Annotated in this window: 20 protein-coding genes; 11 read left to right on the forward strand and 9 right to left on the reverse strand. The window is 64.8% G+C overall.

Annotated features, from left to right (window positions below):
* Positions 1-51 precede the first annotated feature (51 nt).
* The 4 genes from LSO07_RS24490 to LSO07_RS24505 all read right to left on the reverse strand — a co-directional run bounded on the left by LSO07_RS24490 (position 52) and on the right by LSO07_RS24505 (position 3,828).
* Positions 52-1,323, reverse strand: coding sequence for an ABC transporter substrate-binding protein (locus tag LSO07_RS24490; protein ID WP_034786528.1), 1,272 nt, complete (start codon positions 1,321-1,323; stop codon positions 52-54).
* A gap of 136 nt (positions 1,324-1,459) precedes the next feature.
* Positions 1,460-1,990 (reverse strand): GNAT family N-acetyltransferase, encoded by a 531-nt coding sequence (locus LSO07_RS24495; RefSeq protein ID WP_208672431.1) that lies wholly within the window; start codon positions 1,988-1,990, stop codon positions 1,460-1,462.
* 8 nt (positions 1,991-1,998) lie between these two features.
* Positions 1,999-2,517 (reverse strand): GNAT family N-acetyltransferase, encoded by a 519-nt coding sequence (locus LSO07_RS24500; protein WP_070257992.1) that lies wholly within the window; start codon positions 2,515-2,517, stop codon positions 1,999-2,001.
* Positions 2,518-2,553: 36 nt separating this feature from the next.
* Positions 2,554-3,828: an amidohydrolase family protein gene (locus LSO07_RS24505; RefSeq protein WP_151096833.1), complete on the reverse strand. Its 1,275-nt coding sequence runs from the start codon at positions 3,826-3,828 to the stop codon at positions 2,554-2,556.
* A 381-nt stretch (positions 3,829-4,209) separates the two neighbouring features.
* On the opposite strand from LSO07_RS24505, the gene LSO07_RS24510 reads away from it, so the two are divergent.
* The 4 genes from LSO07_RS24510 to LSO07_RS24525 all read left to right on the forward strand — a co-directional run bounded on the left by LSO07_RS24510 (position 4,210) and on the right by LSO07_RS24525 (position 11,004).
* The gene (locus LSO07_RS24510; protein ID WP_151096834.1) at positions 4,210-5,049 is read left to right on the forward strand and encodes a phasin family protein; all 840 of its coding nucleotides are present in this window, start codon (positions 4,210-4,212) and stop codon (positions 5,047-5,049) included.
* A gap of 165 nt (positions 5,050-5,214) precedes the next feature.
* Positions 5,215-6,966, forward strand: a complete 1,752-nt coding sequence (locus tag LSO07_RS24515) for an ABC transporter ATP-binding protein (RefSeq protein WP_151096835.1) — start codon at positions 5,215-5,217, stop codon at positions 6,964-6,966.
* Positions 6,956-8,764, forward strand: a complete 1,809-nt coding sequence (locus LSO07_RS24520) for an ABC transporter ATP-binding protein (protein ID WP_151096836.1) — start codon at positions 6,956-6,958, stop codon at positions 8,762-8,764. The genes LSO07_RS24515 and LSO07_RS24520 overlap by 11 nt, the downstream gene beginning before the upstream one ends.
* Positions 8,765-8,946: 182 nt before the next feature.
* Positions 8,947-11,004: a tetratricopeptide repeat-containing diguanylate cyclase gene (locus LSO07_RS24525; RefSeq protein ID WP_318526604.1), complete on the forward strand. Its 2,058-nt coding sequence runs from the start codon at positions 8,947-8,949 to the stop codon at positions 11,002-11,004.
* A gap of 57 nt (positions 11,005-11,061) precedes the next feature.
* Here LSO07_RS24525 and LSO07_RS24530 read toward each other — a convergent pair whose 3' ends face one another.
* Together LSO07_RS24530 and LSO07_RS24535 are read right to left on the reverse strand one after the other, a co-directional pair.
* Entirely contained in the window at positions 11,062-11,391 is a 330-nt protein-coding gene (locus LSO07_RS24530) for a hypothetical protein (RefSeq protein ID WP_034786523.1), read from the reverse strand.
* A 138-nt stretch (positions 11,392-11,529) separates the two neighbouring features.
* Positions 11,530-12,807 (reverse strand): cytochrome-c peroxidase, encoded by a 1,278-nt coding sequence (locus LSO07_RS24535; protein ID WP_404811520.1) that lies wholly within the window; start codon positions 12,805-12,807, stop codon positions 11,530-11,532.
* Positions 12,808-12,973: 166 nt separating this feature from the next.
* Here LSO07_RS24535 and acpA point away from each other — a divergent pair, with 166 nt between their 5' ends.
* Positions 12,974-15,094 (forward strand): acid phosphatase, encoded by a 2,121-nt coding sequence (gene acpA / locus LSO07_RS24540; RefSeq protein WP_151096838.1) that lies wholly within the window; start codon positions 12,974-12,976, stop codon positions 15,092-15,094.
* A 57-nt stretch (positions 15,095-15,151) separates the two neighbouring features.
* On the opposite strand, the gene LSO07_RS24545 is transcribed toward acpA, so the two are convergent.
* Positions 15,152-16,081 (reverse strand): hypothetical protein, encoded by a 930-nt coding sequence (locus LSO07_RS24545; RefSeq protein ID WP_151096839.1) that lies wholly within the window; start codon positions 16,079-16,081, stop codon positions 15,152-15,154.
* Between the two features lie 168 nt (positions 16,082-16,249).
* Between LSO07_RS24545 and LSO07_RS24550 the strand changes: the two genes are divergently transcribed.
* Positions 16,250-17,125, forward strand: coding sequence for a hypothetical protein (locus LSO07_RS24550; RefSeq protein ID WP_151096840.1), 876 nt, complete (start codon positions 16,250-16,252; stop codon positions 17,123-17,125).
* A complete protein-coding gene (locus LSO07_RS24555) occupies positions 17,122-18,636 on the forward strand; it encodes a hypothetical protein (RefSeq protein WP_151096841.1) in 1,515 nt (504 codons plus the stop codon). Before LSO07_RS24550 ends, LSO07_RS24555 begins: the two co-directional genes overlap by 4 nt.
* A gap of 218 nt (positions 18,637-18,854) precedes the next feature.
* Here LSO07_RS24555 and LSO07_RS24560 read toward each other — a convergent pair whose 3' ends face one another.
* The gene (locus LSO07_RS24560; protein WP_081345510.1) at positions 18,855-19,274 is read right to left on the reverse strand and encodes a hypothetical protein; all 420 of its coding nucleotides are present in this window, start codon (positions 19,272-19,274) and stop codon (positions 18,855-18,857) included.
* Between the two features lie 280 nt (positions 19,275-19,554).
* Here LSO07_RS24560 and LSO07_RS24565 point away from each other — a divergent pair, with 280 nt between their 5' ends.
* Positions 19,555-20,625, forward strand: a complete 1,071-nt coding sequence (locus LSO07_RS24565; RefSeq protein WP_034786519.1) for a hypothetical protein — start codon at positions 19,555-19,557, stop codon at positions 20,623-20,625.
* Positions 20,626-20,628: 3 nt separating this feature from the next.
* On the opposite strand, the gene LSO07_RS24570 is transcribed toward LSO07_RS24565, so the two are convergent.
* A complete protein-coding gene (locus LSO07_RS24570; protein ID WP_225317409.1) occupies positions 20,629-21,588 on the reverse strand; it encodes a LysR family transcriptional regulator in 960 nt (319 codons plus the stop codon).
* Positions 21,589-21,697: 109 nt separating this feature from the next.
* On the opposite strand from LSO07_RS24570, the gene LSO07_RS24575 reads away from it, so the two are divergent.
* The 3 genes from LSO07_RS24575 (at position 21,698) to LSO07_RS24585 (ending at position 23,918) form a co-directional block, all read left to right on the forward strand.
* The gene (locus tag LSO07_RS24575) at positions 21,698-22,537 is read left to right on the forward strand and encodes a phytanoyl-CoA dioxygenase family protein (RefSeq protein WP_151096842.1); all 840 of its coding nucleotides are present in this window, start codon (positions 21,698-21,700) and stop codon (positions 22,535-22,537) included.
* Positions 22,537-23,355 carry a sugar phosphate isomerase/epimerase family protein gene (locus tag LSO07_RS24580; RefSeq protein ID WP_151096843.1) on the forward strand — a complete coding sequence of 273 codons (819 nt, stop codon included), beginning with the start codon at positions 22,537-22,539 and terminating at the stop codon, positions 23,353-23,355. The genes LSO07_RS24575 and LSO07_RS24580 overlap by 1 nt, the downstream gene beginning before the upstream one ends.
* Positions 23,356-23,456: 101 nt before the next feature.
* On the forward strand, positions 23,457-23,918 hold the full coding sequence (locus LSO07_RS24585; RefSeq protein ID WP_034786515.1) for a MarR family winged helix-turn-helix transcriptional regulator: 462 nt from the start codon (positions 23,457-23,459) through the stop codon (positions 23,916-23,918).
* Positions 23,919-24,015 lie beyond the last annotated feature (97 nt).

A 24,015-nucleotide genomic window follows, 5' to 3' on the forward strand; every position in this document is an offset into this window, starting at 1 on the left:
ACAGGGAAGCTGGCCGCCGCCTTCGCGGGCGGCGGCGGAACGGCATGCGGCTTACTTTCTTTTGCTAGCCCGTTGCATCACTTCAGTCGCGTACTCATTCGCTTCATCGAGCGCGCTTTGCACGTCGCCGCGCGTGCCCGTAAATACCTCTTCCAGCACCACGCCCAGGTTGTCGCCGATGTCCGGCCACTCGGGGCTAGGCCAGATGGTGACGCGCGAGACGGGCGTGGTGTCCGTCAGGCCCGCCTGGATCTGCGGCTTGACGTGCTTGCGGAAGTAGTCGCTGGCGATGGTGCTGCTGCGGTTGTAGTCGCTGAAGACGTTGTCCTTCAGGCGCGCCTGCTCCTGTTCCTTGCCCGTGGCGAAAGCGATAAACTTGCCGGCCGCCTGGCGCGTGCATTCATCCTTCGCGCCCGTGGCGGAGATGGCCAGGCCGTGGCCATAAGCGGCCGATGCCAGCGGCGCGGGCGGGCGCACATAACCGACCTTGTCGACCACCGAGGATTTTTTCGGGTCTTCCATCCAGTCGGCAAACGGCGTCGACTCGATCATGAAGGCCACCTTGCCCGACCTGAACGCTTCGAGCGCATTGCTCCAGTCGTAGGTGGCGCCGCCCGGCGGCGAATACTTGAACAGGTCGCGGTACAAGGTGGTGGCCTTCACGGCCTGCGGCGAATTGAAGGTCGGCACGCCATCCTTTTCCCACTTGCCGCCGGCGGCCAGCATGAACGGCGACCAGCGCCACACATTCATGCCAGAACCGCGCTGGCCCCGCGCCGCCCAGCCATACACGTTGGGCGGGCTGTTGAGTTTTTTCACGGCGGCAACCAGTTCGTCGAGCGTCTTCGGCACGGCGATGCCGGCCTTTTCCAGCAGGTCGCGGCGGTAGAACAGGAAGTCGCTGCCGCCGATCAGGGGCGCGAAATACGCCACGCCCTTGTACGAGGCGACGGCGCGGCGGCCCGGCAGGAAGTCGTCGTAGTCGGCTTCCTTGGGCAGGTATTTGAGCAGGGGGACGACCCAGCCTGCCGTGGCAAATTCGGCCACGTTGGCTTCATCGATGTAATAGATCTGGTAGGAACCGGCCTTGGTGGAAGCATCGAGCCTGGCCTTGGAGCGGCGGTCGTTTTCGCCGAAATAGCTGATTTGTACCTTGGTGCCGCTTTTCTTTTCATACTCGGCGAGGGTCTTTTCCATCACGGTCAGGCCCAGGCTTTTTTGCGCCAGCACCTTGAGCACAGGCACCGAGCAGCTTTGCGCCGAAGCGTCTGCGAACCCGGCGGACATGAGGGCGCCCCATGCAACAGCAGTCATGATTTTCATAACACGTCTCCATTTTTATAGTCCGGCGGTTTTCCACCGGTATGCCAACTATAAAAACAAAGACCGCGCGCCACCACTACAAAAGGCGCGGGTTTCTAAATACTTTTTTTCACTTCCCTGATACGCATTTGCCGCCTCAGTCCAGACGAAAATCCTTGCGGTAGACATTCGTCTCCCTGCCATCCGGCGGCAGGCGCGAGAAACGCTCGAAACGCAGGCCCAGCTTGTTGAGCAGGTTGATCGACGCCTGGTTCTGCTGTGAAGTGATGCCGTACAGGGTGCGCAGGCGCAGCACGTGCTGCGCATGCTGCACGATGGCGGCCGCCGCTTCCCAGGCATAGCCCTGGCCCCAGTAGGCAGGACGCACTGCATAGCCGATATCGGGGCCGGGCAGGCTGTCGCGGCGCACCAGGCCGGCCATGCCGACAGGCGCGCCGTCGCTGCGGCGCTCGACGATGTACAGCGAATAGCCATGCTCGCGGAACTGCGCCATGGGTCCCGTTTCCAGCGCGGCGCGGGCCGCTTCCAGGGTGTGGATGTTGCGCTGCCCGATGTTGGCGATCCACGACGGGTCGTTGACCAGCTCCATGTAGAAGGCCGCATCGTCCAGGGTAGCGGTGCGCAGGCGCAAGCGGGGCGTCTCGATGACGGTGATCGGCTCTGTCATGGCGCCGCTCATGCCGGCCACTGCATCGGGTCGGTCAGCAGCTGGTACATCACGTAGGCATCGACATAGCCCAGCTGCGCATGGCGGTAGGCCAGCGGCAGGGTGGCAACGACCGTGAAGCCCAGTTTTTTCCACAGGGTGACGGCGGCCAGGTTGGTGCTGACGACGAAGTTGAACTGCATCGCCAGATAGCCCGCGCGGCGTGCTTCTTCCATGCAGTGCACGCCCAGCAGGCGGCCCACGCCCACGCCCTGCGCGGCGGGATCGACCATGAACGAGGCATTGGCCACGTGCGACCCATGGCCCGGCTGGTTCGCCACCAGCTTGTACATGCCCAGCAGGCGCTCGCTGCCCATCACGGCGACAAAGCTTTGCACGCCGGGACCGAACCAGTAGGCATGGCACTCTTCGCGCGTGGTATCGGCGGGGAAGGTATAGGTGTCGCCGCCGGCAACCAGGGTCTGGAAGATCGGCCACATGGCGTCGAAGTCGGCTTCGTTGGCCGGGCGGATATCAATTTCTTTCAAAGCGGTACTCCCGATAACAAGTGATGGCTGATTGTATCAGCGCCCAAGGCGAAAATTGACCGTTTCGGGTCGTCCCGGCAGGTGCAGGCGCGATTGCGCGCGGGGCGCCTCGCTGACGACTTTCCCCCGCCGCAGCACCAGGCGCCGCGCCGCGCGCAGGCGCAGCGCTTCCACCGTGGAGCTGCAATCGAGGATCAGCAGATCCGCATGGCAGCCGGGAGCGATGCCATAGCCATCGAGGCCCAGGATGCGCGCCGGCGTCTCCGTCACGGCCAGGAAGCAGTCGTGCATGGCTTGCTGGCCCGTCATCTGCGCCACGTGCAAACCCATGTGCGCCACTTCCAGCATGTCGCCCGACCCCAGGCTGTACCACGGGTCCATCACGCAGTCGTGGCCGAAGGCGACGGGAATGCCGGCGGCCAGCATCTCGGGCACGCGCGTCATGCCGCGCCGCTTCGGATACGTGTCGTGGCGCGCCTGCAAAGTGATGTTGATGAGGGGGTTGGCAATGGCCGCCACGCCCGCCTCGCGGATCAGCGGCAGCAGTTTGCTCACATAATAATTGTCCATCGAATGCATGGACGTCAGGTGCGAACCCGTCACCCTGCCCTGCATGCCGAGGCGCTGGCTGTGGAAGGCCAGGGTCTCGATGTGGCGCGACAGCGGGTCGTCCGACTCGTCGCAATGCATGTCGACCATCAGGCCCCGCTCGCAGGCAAATTCGCACAGCAGGCGCACGGATTCCGCGCCGTCCGCCATGGTGCGCTCGAAATGCGGGATGCCGCCCACCACGTCGACGCCCATGGCGATGGCGCGCTTCAGGTTGTCGAAAGCGCCCGGGCTGCGCAGGATGCCGTCCTGCGGGAAGGCCACCAGCTGCAGGTCGAGGTAGGGCGCCACCTGGCGTTTCACGTCGAGCAGCGCTTCGACGGCCAGCAGGCGCGGGTCGCAGATATCCACGTGCGAGCGGATGGCCAGCAAGCCGCGCGCCACGGCCCAGTCGCAATACTGCAAGGCGCGCTCCACCAGCGCCTGCTGCGTCAATTGCGGCTTCAGTTCGCCCCACAGGGCGATGCCTTCGAGCAAAGTGCCGGAAGCGTTCACGCGCGGCAAGCCGTAGCTGAGCGTGGCGTCCATGTGGAAGTGGGCGTCGACGAACGGCGGCGTGACGAGGTCGCCGGCGGCGTCGATCTCTTGCGCGCCCGCCACGGGCAAGGCGGGGCCGACGGCGGCGATGCGGCCGCCCTCGATGGCGATATCGATGGCGCGGCGCCCGTCGGACAGGCTGGCATTGCGGATGACAAGGTCCATGCGGACACTCCTTCTGTTGGCTACTTGGGGGCAATGACATCATTGCCATTAAATCTACTTCCGTGCGAATGCTGCAGTGCAAAAATATAGCGACTGGCAAAAACATAGCCATAGAATCACGATGCGCGCCTTGCGCGGGCGCAAACATTCGTCAGACAGCAACAAGCTGATGAATACTATGCCGCCATGACAGGGCGGCGCGATAAAAATAACTTTCAACCAACTCGAATCACCGCTAGAATATTCATATTGCGTTGCATCAAAATCAGCCTATGATCAGCTATTCAGCACGCTACCCGCTTTACAAAACGCGGCCAACTCTGGTTTTCGGGATTTTGCAGAGCGTTTTGCCAGCATTTTAATCCGTACAAAGGAGTAAATATGTTTCCGCTTCCTGAACAAATTTCCAGCGCCGCCAAGTCGCAACTGGAAAACCAGCTGCAGATCTTCAGCACGCTGACCAGCAAAGTCTTTGAAAGCGCCGAGAAAATCATCGCCCTGAACTTGAACGCAAGCAAAGCCGCCCTGTCGCAGACAGCGGAAACGGCGCAGCACCTGCTGGAAACGCAGGACCCGCGCGACTTCTTCAGCTACAGCACCAACCAGGCGCAGCCTAACATCGAGAGCGTGCTGGCCTACAGCCGCCAGCTGTTCGGCATCGCCTCGAGCACCCAGGCGGAATTGCTGGCCTCGGCCAAGGCCCGCCTCGATGCTGCCGCCCCTGCCGCCGCATCCGTCCCTGTCGCTGCCAAGCCGGCGCCGGCCATCGCTGCCGCTGCCCCTGTCGCTGCACCTGCGCCAGCAGCGGCCCCAGCGCCCGTTGCCGCCAAGCCTGCCGAAGTGGCCAAGCCTGTCGCCAAGCCAGCGCCCGCCCCCGTTGCCGCCCCCGCCCCCGCAGCCAAACCGGCGGCAGCGCCTGCCAAGGTGGCCGAGAAGGCCGCCGACAAGCCCGCCGTGAAAGCGGTCGAAGCCAAACCGGTTGCCAAGCCTGAAGCGGCCAAGCCCGCACCTGCACCCGCCGCCGCGCCAGCGAAAGCCGCCGCGCCAGCACCGGCCAAACCAGCCACCAAGCCGGCCAGCGCCGTCGGCAAGAGCGTGGCCAAGGCCGCCGTGAAGCACGCTCCTGCGCCAGCCGCCAAGCCGGCAGCCAAGGCCGCCCCCAAAGGCACGCCATCGAAACAGCTCGACATGCTGGGCGGCAAAGGCAGCGGTCGCAAGTAAGCGTCGCACGCCGCACTGATGCAGCAAAACAACGGGCTACGGCCCGTTTTTTGCGTGCCCGTCCACAGCGCGCTTTTCTACCTTGTTGTATCCTACGCGTACTTTCCGTCCGCGTGCCCGTCCTTCCGCCCCGCGACACCCCATTACTAAAAACAAAAGGTAACCATGAGTTTATCGAGGCTCATCGCCGGCTTCGTGCGTCAGCATTGGCCGGCGTATGCCGCCGCTGCCGTCATGCTGACAGGCGTGGCAACACTGACCGTCTGGATCCCGCGCCGCGTGGGCGCCATCATCGACGCATTGGCCGCGCACCGCATGACGGCGGCCGAACTGTGGCTTGAGCTGCTGACCCTGCTCGCCGTCGGCGTCGTCATCTACTTCCTGCGGGTGGGCTGGCGCATCACCCTGTTCAAGGCCGCCTACCAGCTGGGCGTGATGCTGCGCACGCGTTTCTACACGCGCATGTCGCAGCAGGGCGCGTCGTTCTACCAGAACCAGCGCACGGGCGACCTGATGGCGCTGGCGACGAACGACATCGACGCCATCGAAATGGCCGCCGGCGAAGCCATGCTGGCCGGCTTCGACGGCACATTGACCTTGCTGATGGTGCTGGGCATCATGCTGCTGGGCGTGGACTGGCGCCTGGCCTGCATCGCCCTCTTGCCCTTCCCCCTGATGGGACTGGCCTTCTGGCGCATTTCCAGCCATATCCACACGGCGTCGACGGATTCATTGAAGCGCTTTTCCGCGCTGAACGACCATGTGCAGGAATCGCTGTCGGGCGTGCGCACCCTGCGTGCGCTGGGCCTGGAAGAGCGCAGCAGCAAGCAGTTTTCCGCCCTGGCCGGCCACGCGGCGAACGCCAGCCTGACGGCGCAGCGCTGGGAAGCGGCATACGAACCGGCCGTCGGCCTGACGCTGACGGCCGCCACGGCGCTGACCCTGGGCCTGGGCGGCTACCTCGTATGGCAAGACCAGCTGACCATCGGCGCGCTGACGAGCTTTTCCATGTACCTGGGCCAGCTGATCTGGCCCATGTTCGCCGCCGGCTGGGTGCTCTCCCTGATCGAACGGGGCCGTGCCGCCTGGCAGCGCTTGCAGCCCATGCTGGACGCGCCGCTGGCCATCGACGACCATGGCACCATCGCCACCCTCACGCCCGGGCCCCTGCAATTGCAGGACGTCGGCTTCGCCTACGCGGGCCAGACGGCACCCGCGCTGTCCGGCATCTCGCTGCGCCTGCAGCCGGGCCAGACCCTGGGCCTCGTGGGCCCAACGGGCAGCGGCAAGTCGACCCTGCTGCGCGTGCTGCTGCGCCAGGTCACGCCGCAATCGGGCACGGCCACGTGGAGCGGCCAGCCGCTGGACGCCTACACCCTGCATGCGCTGCGCGCTGCCATCAGCTGGGTGCCGCAGGAATCGTTCCTGTTCTCCGCCACCATCGCCGACAATATCGCCCTGGCCCGTCCCGGCGCCACGCGCGAGGAAGTGGAGCGGGCGGCGCAGCTGGCCGACATCCATGCCGATATCCTGCAATTCCCCGACGGCTATGCCACCCACGTGGGCGAGAAAGGCATCACCCTGTCCGGCGGCCAGCGCCAGCGCGTGGCGATTGCCCGGGCTCTGCTGGCCGACAATGGCTTGCTGCTGCTCGATGACGCGCTGTCCGCCGTCGACACGGGCACGGAAACGCGCATCCTGCAGCACCTGGAGGAACTGCGCCGCAAGCGCCCCGAACGCAGCGCCATCATCGCCAGCCACCGCCTGAGCGCCGTCGTCAACGCGGACCTGATCCTGGTGCTGCGCGACGGCCACGTCACGGAAACGGGCAACCACGACGCGCTGATGCAGCGCGACGGCTGGTATGCCAGCCAGTGGCGCTATCAACAACTGGAGGCCAGCCTCGATGCCATCTAAGACCGACCAAGCCACCACCGCCACGCAATCCGTGCGCCACCAGGCCGCGCAAGCCATCGGCCTGCTGCGCCGCGCCGCCGCGCCCGACCTGCGCCACCTGTACTGGGCCACGTTCTGGCTGATCCTCGCCGCCGCCCTGGAAGTGACGGGGCCGATCCTGGGCAAGGCCCTGATCGACCAGCATCTGCTGCCGCGCAACCTGGACTGGACGCGCATGTCGCTGCTGCTGGGCGGATGCCTGCTGACGGGCTGGGTCGCTTCCGGGCTGCGCTATCTGCAGCTGGTGCGCCTGTCGGGCCTGGCCATGCGTTCGGTGCAGCGCCTGCGCGAAACCGTCTACCAGCACGTGCTGCGCCTGCCCATGGCCTTCTTCGACCGCGCCATCACGGGGCAACTGGTCAGCCGGGTCACCAACGACACGGAAGCCGTGAAATCGCTGTACGTGCAGGTGCTGTTCGTCATCCTCGACAGCTCCATCGTTCTGGTCGGCACCATGGCCGCGATGGCCTTTCTCGACTGGCGGCTGATGCTGATCGTGCTGGCCCTGCTGCCGGCCGTGCTGGTCATCGTCTTCCTGTACCAGCGGTGGAGCGCGCCGGCCGTCACGCGCGCGCGCGCCCTGCGCAGCGAAATCAACGGCCAGATCGCCGAATCGATCGGTGGCATGAGCGTGCTGCAGGCGAATAACGCGGAAAAGCGCTTCGGCGCGCGCTTCACGGGCATCAACCAGGACCACTACACGGCGCGCATGCAGGAATTGCGCGCCAACGCCTGGCTGCTGCGCCCTGCGCTCGACATGCTCAACATCGTGCTGCTGGCCGTCGTCATCTTCAGCTTCGGCCGGCGCGAGATGGGCGCCGTGGAAGTGGGCGTGCTGTATGCGTTCATCAGCTACATCGCGCGCGTGATCGAACCCTTGATCCAGATCACCATGCAATTCAGCCAGTTGCAGCAGTCGGTGGTGGCCACGGCCCGCGTCTCGGCCCTGCTGGACGAAGCGCAGGCGCTCGAACATGCACAGGGAAGGGAAACACCGGCCCTGCGGCAAACGAAAGCGGGCAGCGACCTGCCCGCCGTGGACATCCAGAACCTGACGTTCGCCTACGTGGAAAACCAGCCCGTGCTGCACGACCTGTCGCTGACGATTCCGCAGGGCGCCTTCTTCGGCATCGTCGGCCATACGGGCAGCGGCAAGTCGACCCTGCTCTCCTTGCTGCTGCGCTTTTATCCCGTCGCGCGGGGCAGCATCGCCATCAATGGCGTCGCCCTCGACAGCATCGACAACGAGCACTTCCGCGCCGACGTGGGCCTGGTGCCGCAAGACCCCTTCCTGCTGGCGGCCTCGGCGCGCGAAAACATCGACATGGGCCGCGGCTACACGCAGCAGCAGATCGAGACGGCCGCCCGCGCCGCGCATGCGCACGATTTCATCGCCGCGCTGGAACACGGCTACGACACGCCGCTGGGCGAAGGCGGCTCGCGCCTGTCATCGGGGCAGAAGCAGCTGATCGCGATTGCCCGCGCGCTGGCCGGCCAGCCGCGCATCCTGCTGCTGGACGAAGCGACGTCGCGCATCGATAGCCAGACGGAGCAGATCGTGCAGCAGGCCCTCAACGAGTTGCGCGGCAAGGTGACCATCATCGCCATCGCCCACCGCCTGTCGACCATCCGCGAGGCCGACCGCATCATCGTGCTGAACCACGGCCGCATCACGGAAGCGGGGCCGCACGATGCCCTGATGCAGATCGAAGGCGGCCTGTACCAGCGCCTGTACCTGCTGCAGCAGCTGGCGCAGTAAGGAGGCCTTGTCAATGCCGGCAGTGTGCACTTTCGCAAATTTCTGTGTCCCGCATGATATTTCTTGATTGCAACAGAATATAATCTGTTACAGACAGGTGTCATTGCGGGAGCGGGACGTTGGCAGGCAGACAGAATCGGGCATCATGGCGAAAGGCGCATTGGCTGCTGGTACTGGCCTGCTTGCTGCCGCCCGCCAGCCATGCCCAGGTCAGCAAGCTGGAACAGCATATTGCCGCCGTGCGCGAGGATGGCCGCTTCGTCCCCGCGCGCGCCCTGCAGCGCCTGGAGGAGGTGGAATCACAGGCGCGCAACGCTCCCCTGCTGGTGCGCGCGGAATTCCTGACACAGCTGAGTACCGTCCGCATGCGCCTGGGACAGAACGATATTGCTATGCGGCTGGCCGAGGAACTGATCGCCTACGCCCGCCAGAACAAGAGCGACGTGGCGCTGGCGAAAGGCATCCTCTGCAAGGCCTATGTCACGTTCGCCATGAACGAGCGCCGCGCCTCGCACCTGCTGGCCTTTGAGGCGGAACGCATCGCCAACCGCACGGACGACCTGCCCGTGCGCGTGCAGGCCACCATCAGCGCGGGCCAGTCCTGGGCCGAGGAAGGCAATTTCCCGTTTGCGCTGGCCAAGCTGCAGGCGGCTGTCGACCTGGCGCGCCAGAGCAACTCCCCCTCCAGTCTGGCCGCCGCGCTGAATGCCCTTACCCTGCTGTACACGCAGATGCGCGAATACGACAAGGGCTTCGAGGTGCTCGACGAATTGCTGGCCGTGTCCGGCACCCTGGCATCGCCGGGCCGCATGGCGCAGGCCAAGAATACGGAATACGGGCTGGCGCTCGACGCGCAGCAGCCGCAGCGGGGCCAGCGCGCCCTGCTGGCGGCCCTGGCGCTGGAACGCCAGCTGGGCGCGCGCGGCATGGTCGCCGTCACCCTCGTCAATCTGTCGGACAGCTACCTGAAGGAAGGCGACTACACGCGCGCCCTGCGCTTTGCGAATGAAGCCATCACGGCGGCGCGCCTGGTCAACAATGAACAGGTGGAGGCGACGGCGCGCCTGAACATCGGCCAGGCGCTGATCGGCCAGGGGCGTTTACAGGAAGGCAAGCAAAGCGTGGCCACGGGCCTGGCCTACTACGAACGCACGGCCAACCAGCCGGAAATGCAGGCCGTGATGCTGGAATACGGCATGGCGCTGGAAAAGGCAGGCGACCTGCGCGGCGCCGTCACGGCGTATCACCGCGAACGGGGCATCTCGAACCAGCTGTTCGAGAAACAGCGGCAAAAGGCCGTATATGAGCTGCAGGAAAAGTATGAGGCGGAAAAGAAACAGCGCCAGATCGAGCTGCTGAGCCGCGAGAATCAGATCAAGAGCACGGAAATCGACAACCGCCGCCTGCAGCAGCGCGTATGGTGGCTGCTGGCACTGGTACTGGCCATGGCCTCCGTCATCGTCGGCTTGCTGTACCGCAAGGTGCGCCACGCGAACGTGCAGCTGAAGGTGAAAAACCAGGAGCTCAAGCGCCAGAGCTCGCGCGACCCGCTGACGGCCCTGTACAACCGCCGCCATTTCCAGGAATTCATGCGCAGCCATGCGGGCAAGCCGCAGCCGTCCTATGGCGGCGCCGATGTCGTGGGCGCGCTGTTCCTGCTCGACGTCGACCATTTCAAGCACATCAACGACGCTTACGGCCATGCGGCAGGCGACCTGGTGCTGACGACGATCGCCGAAACCCTGCACGAAGTGCTGCGCGAAACGGACATGATCGTGCGCTGGGGTGGCGAAGAATTCCTCGCCTTCCTGCCAGCCGTCGCGCGCGACGGACTCGACGATATCGCGCGGCGCATCCTCAACGGCATGGCGGCGCAAAGCATCCACTACCAGGGGCAAGCCATCAAGGTACACGTGTCCGTGGGCTTTGCGCCCTATCCGCTGGCGCCGCTGGGACGGCCGCTCACGTGGGAGCGCAGCGTCAACCTGATCGACATGGCGCTGTACCTGGCCAAGGCGCACGGGCGCAACCGGGCGTATGGCTTGCGCGGTTTTCAGCAGGTGGAAAGAACGACCCTGGAAGCGGTGGAGCAAGACCTGGAACGCGCGTGGCGTGACGGCTTTGTCGATTTGAGCGTGGTACTGGGGAGCGCGGACGGGGTGGACAAAACGGAGACGGCGGGGAAGAAGAGGCCAGGCGGCCAGGCCAGCGATGGCGTCGCCGCAGCCGCCATCACCTGACGACAGCTGCGGGGGCCGGGCCGGAAGTGGCCGGCCCTGGCGCGCTTGCTACGATGATTACTTGTGCGCGGATTCCTGCATCTTTTCGCCGGCTTTTTCCACTTTCTTGCCGACGGCATCGGCCGCTTCGCTCATTTTCTTGTCGGCGTCAGCGGCGACCTGGTCCATCTTGGCGCCCGTATCGGCAGCGGCCTGGCTCACGGCAGCGTCAGCTTTGGTAGCGGCGGCCTTGATGTCGGCTTCAGCCTTGGCAGCGGCCGCATCGATCTTCTGGCCAGCCTGTTCAGCAGGGCCTGCAGCGACATCGTCCTTCTTCTGGCAGGCAGCCAGTGCCACAACCATCATCCCGGCGGCGCACACGGTCATCCAATTTTTGCTTACTTTCATGATATTCCCTTTCATTGTTATCAAAAGACACAGATCAGTTCGCAATATACACCTGCCTAAAATTTTCTAGCGTGCGCTAACGCACATAAAAACAGGCTTTTGTGGCGTAGTTGTAAGCAATGGTATCTTGATATCTTTTCAGCCATTTTTTCCCTGTGCCGGGCGGGGTGCCTGATAGCCATCCGTCAGGGTATGCAGGAAGGCGATCACGTCGGCGATCTCCGTTTCGTTCAGGGCGGGCGCCTGGCCCGGCTGGCGGTCGAATGGCGCTTCCACGTTCACGTTCGCCACCAGGCCGGGCGGCAAGTCGTCGTATTTGCGCACCTTGCCGTTCTTATCTGCCGGATACCATTTTTGCGGCGCCGTATCGCGCTGCACGTAAAAACGCAGCACCTGCTCCAGGCTGTCAAAGCTGCCATTGTGGAAAAACACCTTGCGCAGGGCGACGTTGCGCAAGGACGGCGTCTTGAAGCTGCCGCAGTATTCCTTGTGTTCCATCAAGTCGGTGCGGTCCGGGCCGCACAAGCCCATGTCGAAGAACGCCGGGTCCGCATTGACGGGCAGCTTGCCATTGCGCGGCACGCCGATATTGATCAAGCCGTAATCCGTAAAATGGGGAAAGGCGCCGCCGGCGCTCACCTGGCTGATATGGCAGGACGCGCAATTGCCCTTGCGCTCATCATTGAACAGGGCCAGGCCGCGCGCTTCCTGCGGGCTCAGGACGGCCTGCTTGCGCAGCACGGCGTCGTACTTGCTCGTGTACGGATAGAAGTCCAACGGGCTTTCCTGGAACACTTCCAGCGACATCAGCGCCCAGCGCAGCGCCTGGCCCGGCTGTTCGAAGATATCCGCGCCGTACGTCTGGCGAAACTGCGCCGCCAGCGGGCCGGCCTGCAGCTTGGCGACGACGGCGGCCGCATCGCGGTTGCCCATCTCGCGCGGCGACAGCAACGGCGCCAGCGCCTGTTCGTGGCCGGACTGGGCACGGCCATCCCAGTTGCGCCCGCCCGTGGGGCCCGCGTCGACGCTGTCGTCGCCATCATCGTCATGGAAATGCTCGGTAAAGGCGGGCGCCGTCTGCAGGTAGCGCAGCGACGGCGCGGCCCGCGTGCCCGCATCCTTCAGTTCGGGGCCGCCCAGCTGCACCGCCAGGGCATTTGGCGGGCCATACGCGTGATCCGGACTGTGGCAGCTGGCGCACGACATCTTCCCCGAGACGGACAGGCTGGGCTCGAAAAACATGGTGCGGCCCATGGCCGTCATCTGGGCCACGGAAGGCTGGCGTTGCAGGGTGGGGGCGTATGCGCCCGACAGATAGGCGGGCTTGGCTGCGGCTTCTTTCTGCGCTGCCGGATGGCAGGCGGCCAGCAGGCAGGTAGCCACGGCGGCAAGCAGCAGGGTGGGATTCGTATTCATCATGGGCTGGCAGCGTAGCAACGGCATGTGACAGCTGCGTGACAAAACCCTGCAAAACCTCATGTATCAAGTCCGTACATTACGTCATGTAACAGGCGCTGACATGTCACGCAGCTGACATATTGCCTGCCTAGCATGCGACGTTTTCCACCAAAAAGGCATAAACATGAAACCGCAAGCTCACCCCGTCTTACGCCCCCTGCCAATCCTGCTGTCGCTGGGCCTGGCCGCCTGCGGCAGCAACTATGCGATCACGCCCAGTACCCATGGCCAGGTGATCGGCAGCTACTATGAAAACGCCCAGGTGTGCCTGGAAAGCGCCACCGCCAGACTCACGTGCGACAGCGCCTCCGCCGCCGTGCGCACGGCCGCCGACGGCAGCTACACGCTCGACGGCCAGGGCGCCGTGCTGGTGACCATCGGCACGGATGCCATCCGTCATGAAACCATCGGCGACGTGGGCAGCAAGGTGACGCAAAAACTGCTGCTGCGCGCCCCCGCCGGGCACAGCGGTTTCGTCAGCGCCCTGTCGACGGAACTGGCGCAAGTCATGGACGGCAACGGCGGCGACTTTGCGGCCGCCAGCAGCAAGCTGGCCGCGCGCCTCGGCGTGTCCGAAGCGGGCCTGGCGTCCGACTTCAACAAGGCTAGCGGCGACGAGCTGGCGAAACTGAAGGCGGAAAACGCCAGCGTGACGGCATTCATCGCCAGCGCCAGCGCGCAGGCGGCGCCCGCCGACGCGCTGGCTGCACTGAACAGCGCGCTGGCGCTGAACAATATCCAGACCATCGTCGTCATCTACGCGGAAAACCGCGGCTTCGACAATCTGTACGGCCTGTTCCCGGGCGCGAACGGCGTGCCGGGCGTCAATCCGACATCGACCTCCTCGTATGTCGCGCAGAAAGACATCGACGGCAGCACCCTGCCCGTGCTGCCGCCCACCTGGGGCGGCATGACGGCAGCCGGCCAGGGCACCGTCATCACCCAGGCGCAATCGGCCAACCTGCCCAACAAGCCGTTCCAGATCGATGATGCCAACAGCCCCCTGTACCTGCCGCAATCGGTCATCACGCGCGACCTGGTCCACCGCTTCTACAACAACCAGATGCAGATCAACGGCGGCGCCAACGACAAGTTCGCCGCGTATTCCGATGCGGGCGGTTTGAGCATGGGCTATTACGACGGCAGCAAGATGCAGCTGTGGGACATCGCCAAACAGTATGCGCTGGCCGACAATCTGTTCATCGGCGCCTTCGGCGGTTCCTTCCTCACGCACCAGTACCTGATCTGCGCCTGCGCGCCCACCTATCCGAACGCGGACACCTCGGTGGCCAAGGGCTCGATCGCGAAGATCGACGTCGATGCCAACGGCAACTTCCTGCGCCTGACGCCGTCTGCCACGGCGCCAAGCACCGTCCTGAACGGCGCGCCTGCCTATGCCAACGACGGCGCGCTGACGCCGGCCGACAGCACGGGCATGTTCTACGCCGTCAATACCATGCAGCCGCCATTCCAGCCCAGCAGCAACGCGCCCGCCTCGGGCGACAGCAGCAAGCTGTATGCGGACACGGCCAAGGCCACCACCCTGCCGCCGCAAACACAGACGAATATCGGCGACTTGCTCTCTGGCAAGAACATCGACTGGGCCTGGTATGCGGGCGCCTGGAAGGACACGACGACCCTGGCCACGGCCAGCGCGCGCGCCGGCAGCTTCCCGAATCCGCCGAACTTCCAGTTCCACCACCAGCCGTTCAATTACTTTGCGAATATGGACCCCGTGAAGGCGCCCGCCTACCGCGCCGCCCACCTGCGCGACTTCGACAGCCAGTTCCTGGCCGACGCGAGTGCCGGCAAGCTGCCGCCCGTCGCCTTCTACAAGCCGCAGGGCAACCTGAACCAGCACGCGGGCTACGCCAGCGTGGCCGACGGCGACGCGCACATCGCCAGCGTCATCGCCCAGCTGAAAAAGAGTCCGCAGTGGAAGAACATGCTGGTCATCGTCACCTACGATGAAAACGGTGGCTTCTATGACCACGCCGCGCCGCCGAAGGGCGACCGCTGGGGTCCGGGCACGCGCGTGCCGGCCATCCTCGTTTCGCCGTACGTGAAAAAGGGATTAGTTGATCATACGCAATACGATTCGGCGTCCATCCTGCGCGCCATCACGCACCGCTTCGCCCTGCCCGTACTCGATGGCTTGAGCACGCGCGACAAGGCGCTGGTGGCCAATGGCGGCAAGCCGATGGGCGACTTCAGCGCGGCGCTGGCGCTGGTGCCGCAAGAGTAAGGCTGAGTAAAATGCGCCCGCCCGGCTTGACCCCGGCGGGTGTTTTACATGGTGGCGCTACTGGCCGGGGGACGCATCGAGCAGCGAACGTTCGAGCAATTGCGACAGCGCCGTGCGCAGCGCCTGCGTGCGCGCCGCCAGTTCCGGCCGTTTATAGCGTTCGGCGGCGATCAGGCTGTTTTCCAGGCACACCCGGTCCGAACGCGCCAGGCAGGCGTCGGCCAGGTCAAGCTGGGCGCTGGCCAGCGCCACTTTCACCTTGGCGTCGAGTTCCAGCGTGTCGGGATCGTCGCCCCAGCGCTTGACGTGCACGGCCAGGCGCGTGGCGGCCAGCTCCGGCTTGCCCGCGTCGAGGGCCTGGTTGACGCTGCCTTGCAGCGCCAGCCACGCCTGCGCCCGCTGCTGTTGCCTGTCGCAGGTAGCGGCGGACTTGGTGATGCTTGCCTGCAAGCGCTTGATCTGCGCGGCGGGCGCCTTGGCGCTTTTCAGCACGGCCAGCGCGCTGCGTGCGCCATCCAGGTCGCATTGCGCCGCCAGCGCAGTGGCGGCCTCGACCTGTTCCGCCACGCTGGCAGGCTTGTCGGCTGGCTTGTTGAAAAACCAGATACCGGTCAGCACCACTGCCGCCGCGATCCATGTGCGCAAGCGCACGGGCGGGCGCGGCGGCGGCACCGAGCCCCTGGTGGCAGGCTTGGCGGGCGGCGCCTTGGCTGGCGCAGCTGCCGGCGCGGCAGGCGCTGGCGGGATTGCCTGGGGAACGGGTGCGGGCTGCGGCACGGGGGTGGGCGCAGGAGCAGGCGAAGGAATGGGCGGAGCTGCGGGCACCGGCGGCGGCATGCGCGGCACGGGGGGCGGCGCTACGGTTTTCTCCAGAACAGGCGCTTGCGCCATCTGGCGCGCGCCGCAAAACGGGCAATGCGCCACGCGCAGCGGCAAGGTCCGGCCGCAAGCGGCGTTGATGCAAACGTCATTCACTGTTTCAAGCACATTCCAACCTTTTCCTGGAGTCATTCCACTGCATTCTGCCGCAATATTACCTTACGCGGGCACAGCAACGGTGCACCGGCGCCGTGTTCCATCGCCTTGATACCGATCAAAAAGCATACGCTGCCGCGGCCTAAGCTGGAAGCACCGGCCAAGGACAAGGAGAACGCCATGCCAGCCCACCTGATCATCGAAGACGGCCAGCCCTCGTGGTGGGACAGCGCCGATATCTGGGTCGTGCCAGGCAATGATCCGAATGGCCCGCCCGGCGCGCCCATCGCCGGCACCAGCAATTACCTGTGGGGCCGCGTGCACAATACGGGCAACAGCGCCTCGAACGGCGTGCGCGTGGACTTTTACTGGGCCGACCCTTCCGGCCAGATCGCCGTCGGCGCCGCCACGCAGATCGGCTCCGCCTTTGCGGACTTGCCGCCCGGCGCCACGCAGGAAGTGCTGTGCCTGGTGCCCTGGGTCCCCGTCATCGTCAATGGCGGCCACGAATGCCTGCTGGCCGTCGCCCATGGCCCGGGCGACATCAATCCGCTGCCCGATCCCCTGCCCAACGGTTTTCCTTTCCAGCCCAAGCAGCACGAGCAGATCGCCCAGCGCAATGTCACCGTGGTGCTGGCAGCCAGGCGCGCGCAATTGCTGAGCATCGCGGTGGCGGCCCTGCCCCGCGCAACGAAAAAAGTGGAATTGCAGATCGAGCAGGGCGGCGAGCTGCCGGAGCGCCTGCTGGCCACCCTGGGGCTAGCCCGATGGCAGCCGGCCAGGGAGGCGCGCCTGGTCGCAGGCCTGGCACGCACGCCCCACTGCAATGGCGATGCGCCCGGGGAGCAAAAATTGGCGCTGGAAGTGCCGCGCGGCCAGGCGCAGGCCGTGTACCTGAGCGTGCGCGCCGAAGCCTTGCCGCCACGCCAGTATGCGCTGCTGCGCGTGCTGGAGAGCCAGGAAGGCGAGGTCATGGGCGGCATCACGTATATCGTCACCGATCTGGAGAAAGAGCAAGCTCAAGAGCAGCAAAGCCCCGAGGAGCAAGCATCATGAGCGATACCCCCCTGCAGGTACTGACGCGGCCGTTCGCGATCGAGCCCGTCACCAATATCATGCTGCCCGATGGCATCTTCGACAATGCCATCTATGGCTTGCGCATCGCCGCCCACGTCACCAATATGTCCGGCAGCGCCCTGAACAATGTCACGGTGTACCTGGAAAGCGTGGGCGACCCCGGCATCGTGCCCGTGGCGCGCACTTTCTTCTTTGCCAGCATTCCCGCCGGCGCGGCCATGCTCGTCATGTGGGATGCCGACTTCCAGCATGCGGCGCCCGGCAAGCGCCTCGTCAGCTTCGTCGCCAAGGCGGACGGCTACGCGCCGCGCCGCTCGATTCAGCAAATCTTCGTCTCGCAAACGCGCTTCGACAGCGCCACCAATACCTACACGTGCACGGTCGAGGAAGGCACCCTGGAACTGTCCAAGCCGCAAGGCCACCTGCCTGGCAAGCGCTGGGGCAGCACGGGTACGGATGGCAAAGGTGGGGAAAATGCGTGCCGCTGTCCGCCCGGCCTGGGGCCCATCGTGCCGACCGGCATGACCCTCGTCTGGACGCCGAACCCCGCTTACGCGGGCACGCATGGCGAGCTGCCGTTTGCCGACCCGTGGTGGAAGATACTCGCCATCATCATCGCCATCATCGCCGCGCTGGTGGCCATCATTTCAGCCGCACTCGGTTCCGGCAAGGCCAGCTTCAGCGTGGGCGGCACCTTCGAGGAAACCGATCCCAGCGTCGACTGCTGCTCACTGGAAGGGGCCGGCTCGGGCCAGCCCGAATTCACGGTAGCGGGCGTCGCCTCGGCCATCGCCTCGGGCGCCATCGCCGTCGCCTGCTCCGATATCGCCGATCCGTTCTGGCGTGGCCAGGAAGCAACACCACCGGCCGCCGGCGAACTGACCCTGGCCGAGCGCGTGGTGGCGAAATGGGTGTTGCCCGAAGCGCCGAACGCGGGCTTGCCCTACACGGCCGACATCAACTGGGAGTATCAACGCTTCACGACGGGCGCCACCTACCAGCATGCCGTCACCGAAACGCAAGTCAACATCCATGTGGCGGGGCCCGTGGAAACGGATACGCCCGCCGTCGTGCAAGCCTATGAACCGCTGTGGATACGCGCCAGCTTCAAGCGCGACAATGGCAATGTGTTCCGCGGCACGGAGCTGTATGCCTTCGTGCTGTTCCAGGCGCCGCAGGGCCTGTATTTCGTGGAATCGCTGACCGACGACGGCCTGGGCTTCGACCCGGGCGCCAACGATGGCGTCTACGCAGGCAGCCTGGACTTGAAGCGGGCTTATCGCACCCTGCTGCAATACGACCAGAAGGTCTACGGCACCTGGCGCGTCTTCGTCTTCGCCCAGGACGTCAACCTGACCAAGCCCGGCACGCCGCCGGAAATCGCGGCCCAGCACATCGGCGGCATGTTCATCGCCAGCGCCATCGAAATCACCTTCGACGACACCCTGCCCTGTCCGCTCAAGGCGCAGGCGAATATCGTCGTGGTGTGAGGGGGGCGTGAGCGAGGCCAGGCGTAGGTCGCGCAGGTCGCGCAGGTCGGATCAGCGGGGCAAAGCCCTGCGTAATCCGACAACATCGTTGGCTCCCGTATGCACACCAGGAGCGGCTGAGAAAATGCTCAGGGCCAAGCGCGCCCGAAGACAGTACTTCAGTACAGTAAGGTAAATGCAGGACAGGCAACAACACCGAGGTGTTGTATCAGCCGCTCTTAAACTTTAACGCTTTCGGGCTTGGCGATCAGCGTGCGCGGAATGATATCCGTTGCCGGGCAGGACTCCATCGCATCCGAATACGCGAGCCAGCGCTGCAGGCTTTCCATGCGGCGGATGGTGATGCCCTTGCCATTGATATAGCCGATCTGCTCGAAATTGGCGGGGCTGGTGGTCAGTTTCGATACAGTGGGCGCATTGTCGACCAGGCGGTCGTAGGCCTTGCGCGCCTTGTGCTCCCACTTGGCCAAGACGGGATCATCAAAACGGTTGCTTTCAAAATACACGGTAATGGTGCGGTCGTGGTTGGCAAAGCCGACGATGGCCGCCCCCTTGCGTATGGTCAACAGGACATCTTCCTTCACGCCCGTGACGGGAACGAAGACGGCGGCGCGCCCATCCGTATCCGGCCGTTCCATGGGAATATCTTGTCCGATTATGCTCATCACATCACACTCTTAGTCATCGCCTGCTGGCTTGTTGTCCCTGCATCACTGAAAGCGTGCCATGCGCATGCGCGCGTTTGCCGCTGCGCCGGGCCGCTTCCAGGCTGTTTGTCAAATAATACATTGCCGTAAAGCACTACACAAGATAATCAGGGACGCGGCAGCCGCTTGTCCTCCGCCGGATGGGGAATGGTGTGCCCAGCGGCAATCGCCTTATAATGCTGCGATTACTTCACGTCCCCACCTCCGCACCATGACGCTTCCCGAGAATGACACCAGCCGGCTCGACGCCATCAGCGCCGCCGCCACCGAAGTGGCCGCGCAAAACGTGGCCGACCTGCTGGCCATGGCCATCTGCCACCGCCCGGACGAACCGTCCCTGATCGTCTGCGACAAGCGCAGCTGGCTCAATGTCGTGTTGACGGAAGCGTATCGCCAGGCCTTGCCCGACGCGACCTTCATCGATTTCGACGAGGTCACGCCCGATGCCGTGCTGGCTGCCTTTGCCGAGCTGCCGGCCGGCAGCCTCGTCGTGCTGATCCAGTCGACCAGCTTCCGCCTGGAAGCGTTCCGCATCCGCATCGAGCTGTTCAAGCGGGGCCTGAAGGTCATCGAGCACGTGCACCTGTCGCGCATGCCCGGCGTGCAAGGGCTGCATTACATCGCCTCGCTGGCGTACGATCCCGATTACTACCGGGGCGTGGGCCATGCACTGAAAGCGCGCATCGACGGCGCCCGCCACGGCATGGTCGACAGCGGCGGCGAGCAGCTGGTCTTTGCTTCGCCGTTCGAATCGGCCAAGCTCAATATCGGCGACTATAGCGGCATGAACAATATCGGCGGCCAGTTCCCGCTGGGCGAAGTGTTTACGGAAGCGCAGGACCTGGAAGCGGTCAATGGCCGCGTGCGCATCTTTGTTTTCGGCGATACGCACTTCATGGTCAACCGCCCCGACACGCCGATCACCCTGATCATCGAAAAGGGCAGAGTCACGGGCACGGAGCACGCCACGCCGGAATTTACCGCCATGCTGGAGATCATCCGCGCGCACGAGGGCGAAGTGTGGGTGCGCGAACTGGGCTTCGGCATGAACCGCGCCTTTTCGCGCGAGCAGCTGGTCAACGACATCGGCACGTATGAGCGCATGTGCGGCATCCACCTGTCGCTGGGCGCCAAGCACGGCGTCTACGCCAAGCCGCAATTCAAGCGCAAGGATGCGCGCTACCACGTCGACATCTTCGCCGTCACCGAAGCCGTCTACCTCGACGACGAAAGAGTGTACGCGGATGGCGCGTGGACGGTGGAACCCGTCGCCTTGAATTGACCCTCAGCTGAAAAAACCTGCCGCTGCCAGCTCGCGGTCCCACGGCGGCACGGGCTGGTATTCGGCCACCAGGAAATCGATCAGCGCGCGCACCTTGGGCGACGGCTGGCGGCTGGCCGGATACAGGGCGCTCAGGTGATTCAGGGGCAGGTCCCAGCCAGACAGCACGGGCAGCAGGCTGCCATCGAGCAGATTGCGCCAGGCGAGGAAGGTGGTGCTATAGACGATGCCGAGCCCCCGCTGCGCCGCCTGGTGCAGCACCAGGCCATTATTCGCCGTAAACCCCGCCTGCACGCGCACGCTCACCTCCTCCTGCTGGTCTCCCTCCCCACGCTGGAAATGCCAGTTCGTGCCATCCGTCAGGTGGCTGAAATGCAGGCACTGGTGCTGCAACAGCTCTTGCGGCGTCTGCGGCACGCCCCATTGCGCCAGATAGGCGGGGCTGGCGCACAGCACGGCGCGGCACGGCGCCAGCGGGCGCATGGCCAGCGCGCTGCTGTCCGGGATGCCGCCCACGCGGATGGTCAAATCAAAACCGTGGCGTATCGGGTCGAGCAGCGCATCGTCGACAAACAACTCGGCCTGCACCTGCGGGTGCAGCAAACTGAAACGGGCGATGGCATCGGCCAGCCACGCGCTGCCGAAACTCGATGGCGCCTGGATGCGCAGCGGCCCGGCCAGCTCCGCCCCCGCTCCCGCCTGCGCCACGTGCGCCACCATGCGCGCCGCCTCCTGCGCCTGGCTGACGGTGGCCATGCACGGCGCCAGATAGGCACGGCCCGCATCCGTCAAACTCACTTCGCGCGTGGAGCGGTGCAGCAGCCGCGCATGCAAGCGCTCTTCCAGCTGCATGATGGTCTTGCTGACCATGGCCCGCGTCAGGCCCAGGCGCTGCCCGGCCAGCGTGAAGCTGCGCTGACGCGCCACTTCGACAAAGATTTCCATCGCTTTTAATTGATCCATGTCAAAGATTGTCATCGTTTTGGCGACAATCTGTCAACCGCTGGGCGATTGTTTGCCGCCCTCGACCATCCTACAATGGCGCTTTCCATTGACCTCCGGAGCCGCCGCCATGCTGACAATCCCGCAACAAGAACAATACCAACGCGACGGCTACATCATCCTGCCCGATTTCAAGGGTGCGGACGAAATCGCCGCCCTGCGCGCGCGCGCCGAGCAGATTGTCAACGAATTCGATCCCAGCGTCAGTCAGTCGATCTTCACCACGCGCGACCAGGCCAAGAACACCAACGATTATTTCCTCGCTTCCGACAACACCATCCGCTGCTTCTTCGAGGAAGAGGCGTTTGGTCCGGACGGCCAGCTGAAGCAAGCCAAGTCCCTGTCGATCAACAAGATCGGCCACGCCATGCACGACCTGGATCCCGTCTTCCGCAGCTTTTCTGCCGATCCAAAACTGGCCGCAGTGGCACGCGACTTGGGCCTGGCGGACGCGCAGGTTTGGCAATCGATGTACATTTTCAAGCAGCCCGGCATCGGCGGCGAAGTGCGCTGGCACCAGGACGCCACGTATTTCGAAACCACGCCAGTCAGCGTGACCACCTTCTGGTTCGCGCTGGAAGACGCCACCCTGGACAATGGCTGCCTGTGGGCGGAACCGGGCGGCCACCGCGGCCCCCTGCGCGAACGCTTCATCCGCAACGGCGACCAGGTGCGCGTGGAAAAACTCGATAGCATGCCCTGGCCCGACGACAGCACGGCCGTGCCACTCGAAGTGAAGGCCGGCGCCCTCGTCTGCTTCCACGGCTTGCTGCCCCATTACAGCGCGCCGAACCGCTCGCCCGTCTCGCGCCACGCCTACACCTTGCACGCCACGGACGGCCAGACGGAATACGCGGCCCACAACTGGATCCAGCGCGACGATACCTTTCCTGTGCGGGGCTTCGTCTGATGCGCATCGACGTCTTTGCCGCCCACTGGGGCAATAACGAGCTGCCGCCCGAAGTCTTCATCGACAGGGTACTGGCGGCCGGCTTCGACGGCATCGAGATGTCGCTGCCGCTGGACGCGGCACTGCGCGAGGATTGGACGGACCGCATCGCCAAGGCGGGACTGCAGCTGATCGCCGCGCAGTGGGAAACCGTGTTCCACAGCGACTTCGAGCAGCACCGCGCCGCCCTGGCGGAACTGCTGGAAAACGCCTGCCTGGCGCGCCCCGTGCTGGTCAACACCCACACGGGCAAGGATTACTACAGCCAGGCGCAGAACGCGCAGCTGATCGACCTGGCCGCCGCCATCTCGAAAAAACACGGCGTGCCCATCGTGCATGAAATCCACCGCAGCCGCTTTTCCGGCCACCCGATGCTGCTGCTGCCCTACCTGGCGCAGTATCCCGAGCTGCCATTGACAGCCGACCTGTCGCACTGGTGCTGCGCCTGCGAATCCCTGCTGGAAGACCAGCCGCAGACGCTGGCGCAAGTACTGCCGCTGGTGCGCCACGTGCATGCCCGCGTGGGCCATGCGCAGGGTCCGCAGGTAGCCGACTTCCGCGCGCCGGAAGCGAAACCGGCGCTCGACGCCCACCTGGCCTGGTGGGACGCCATCGTCGCCCTGCGCCGCGCCGCCGGCGCCGAGCGCATGACGTTCACGCCGGAATTCGGCCCCGCGCCATACACGCAAACCCTGCCCTGGACGCAGCAGCCCGTGAGCGATGCCTGGGAACAGAACGTCGCGATGCTGCATCTGCTGCGCGCGCGTTACGCGCAGTAGTTCGTCACAGGCACTCTCCATGCACCGGGCCAGCCGGTCCGGTGCACGCGTGCATACCAGCCATGCTTGTCATTAAGTAGCGCGCTATATATACTGTGCCCATGGATACCACCACCTCCCCCAACCCCTTGCACCAGGTGCCGCGCCTGGACAGCCAGCTGTGCTTTGCGCTGTACTCGACCTCGCTTGCCATGAACAAGCTGTACCGCAAGCTCCTGCGCAAGCTCGGCCTTACCTATTCGCAATACCTGGTGATGATGGTGTTGTGGGAACGCGACGGCTTGACGGTGTCGGAAGTGGGCGAGCGCCTGTTCCTCGACTCGGCCACCCTGACGCCCCTGCTCAAGCGCATGGAGCAGTCGGGCCTGTTGACGCGCACGCGCGCCGCCAGCGACGAGCGGCAAGTCATCATTTCCCTCACGCAGCAAGGCGACCAGCTGCGCCATGAAGCAGCCTTGCTACCCGAAGCCATCCTGACGGCCAGCCACTGTAGCGTGGAGCAAGTTGTGGACATGAAACAACAGCTGAACCAGTTGCGCGACAGCCTGATGAAAAGTGAGTAAAAACGCCGCTTTTCCGAGCAAAATCAGGTAAAGCATTGCCCTGACGGCGCCAGGCAAAAGCTGGCGCAAAATCCGCCTTTCTTTATTACAAATCGAT

The sequence above is a fragment of the Janthinobacterium sp. PLB04 genome (assembly GCF_021165895.1).
Classification (GTDB): Bacteria; Pseudomonadota; Gammaproteobacteria; order Burkholderiales; family Burkholderiaceae_D; genus Janthinobacterium; species Janthinobacterium lividum.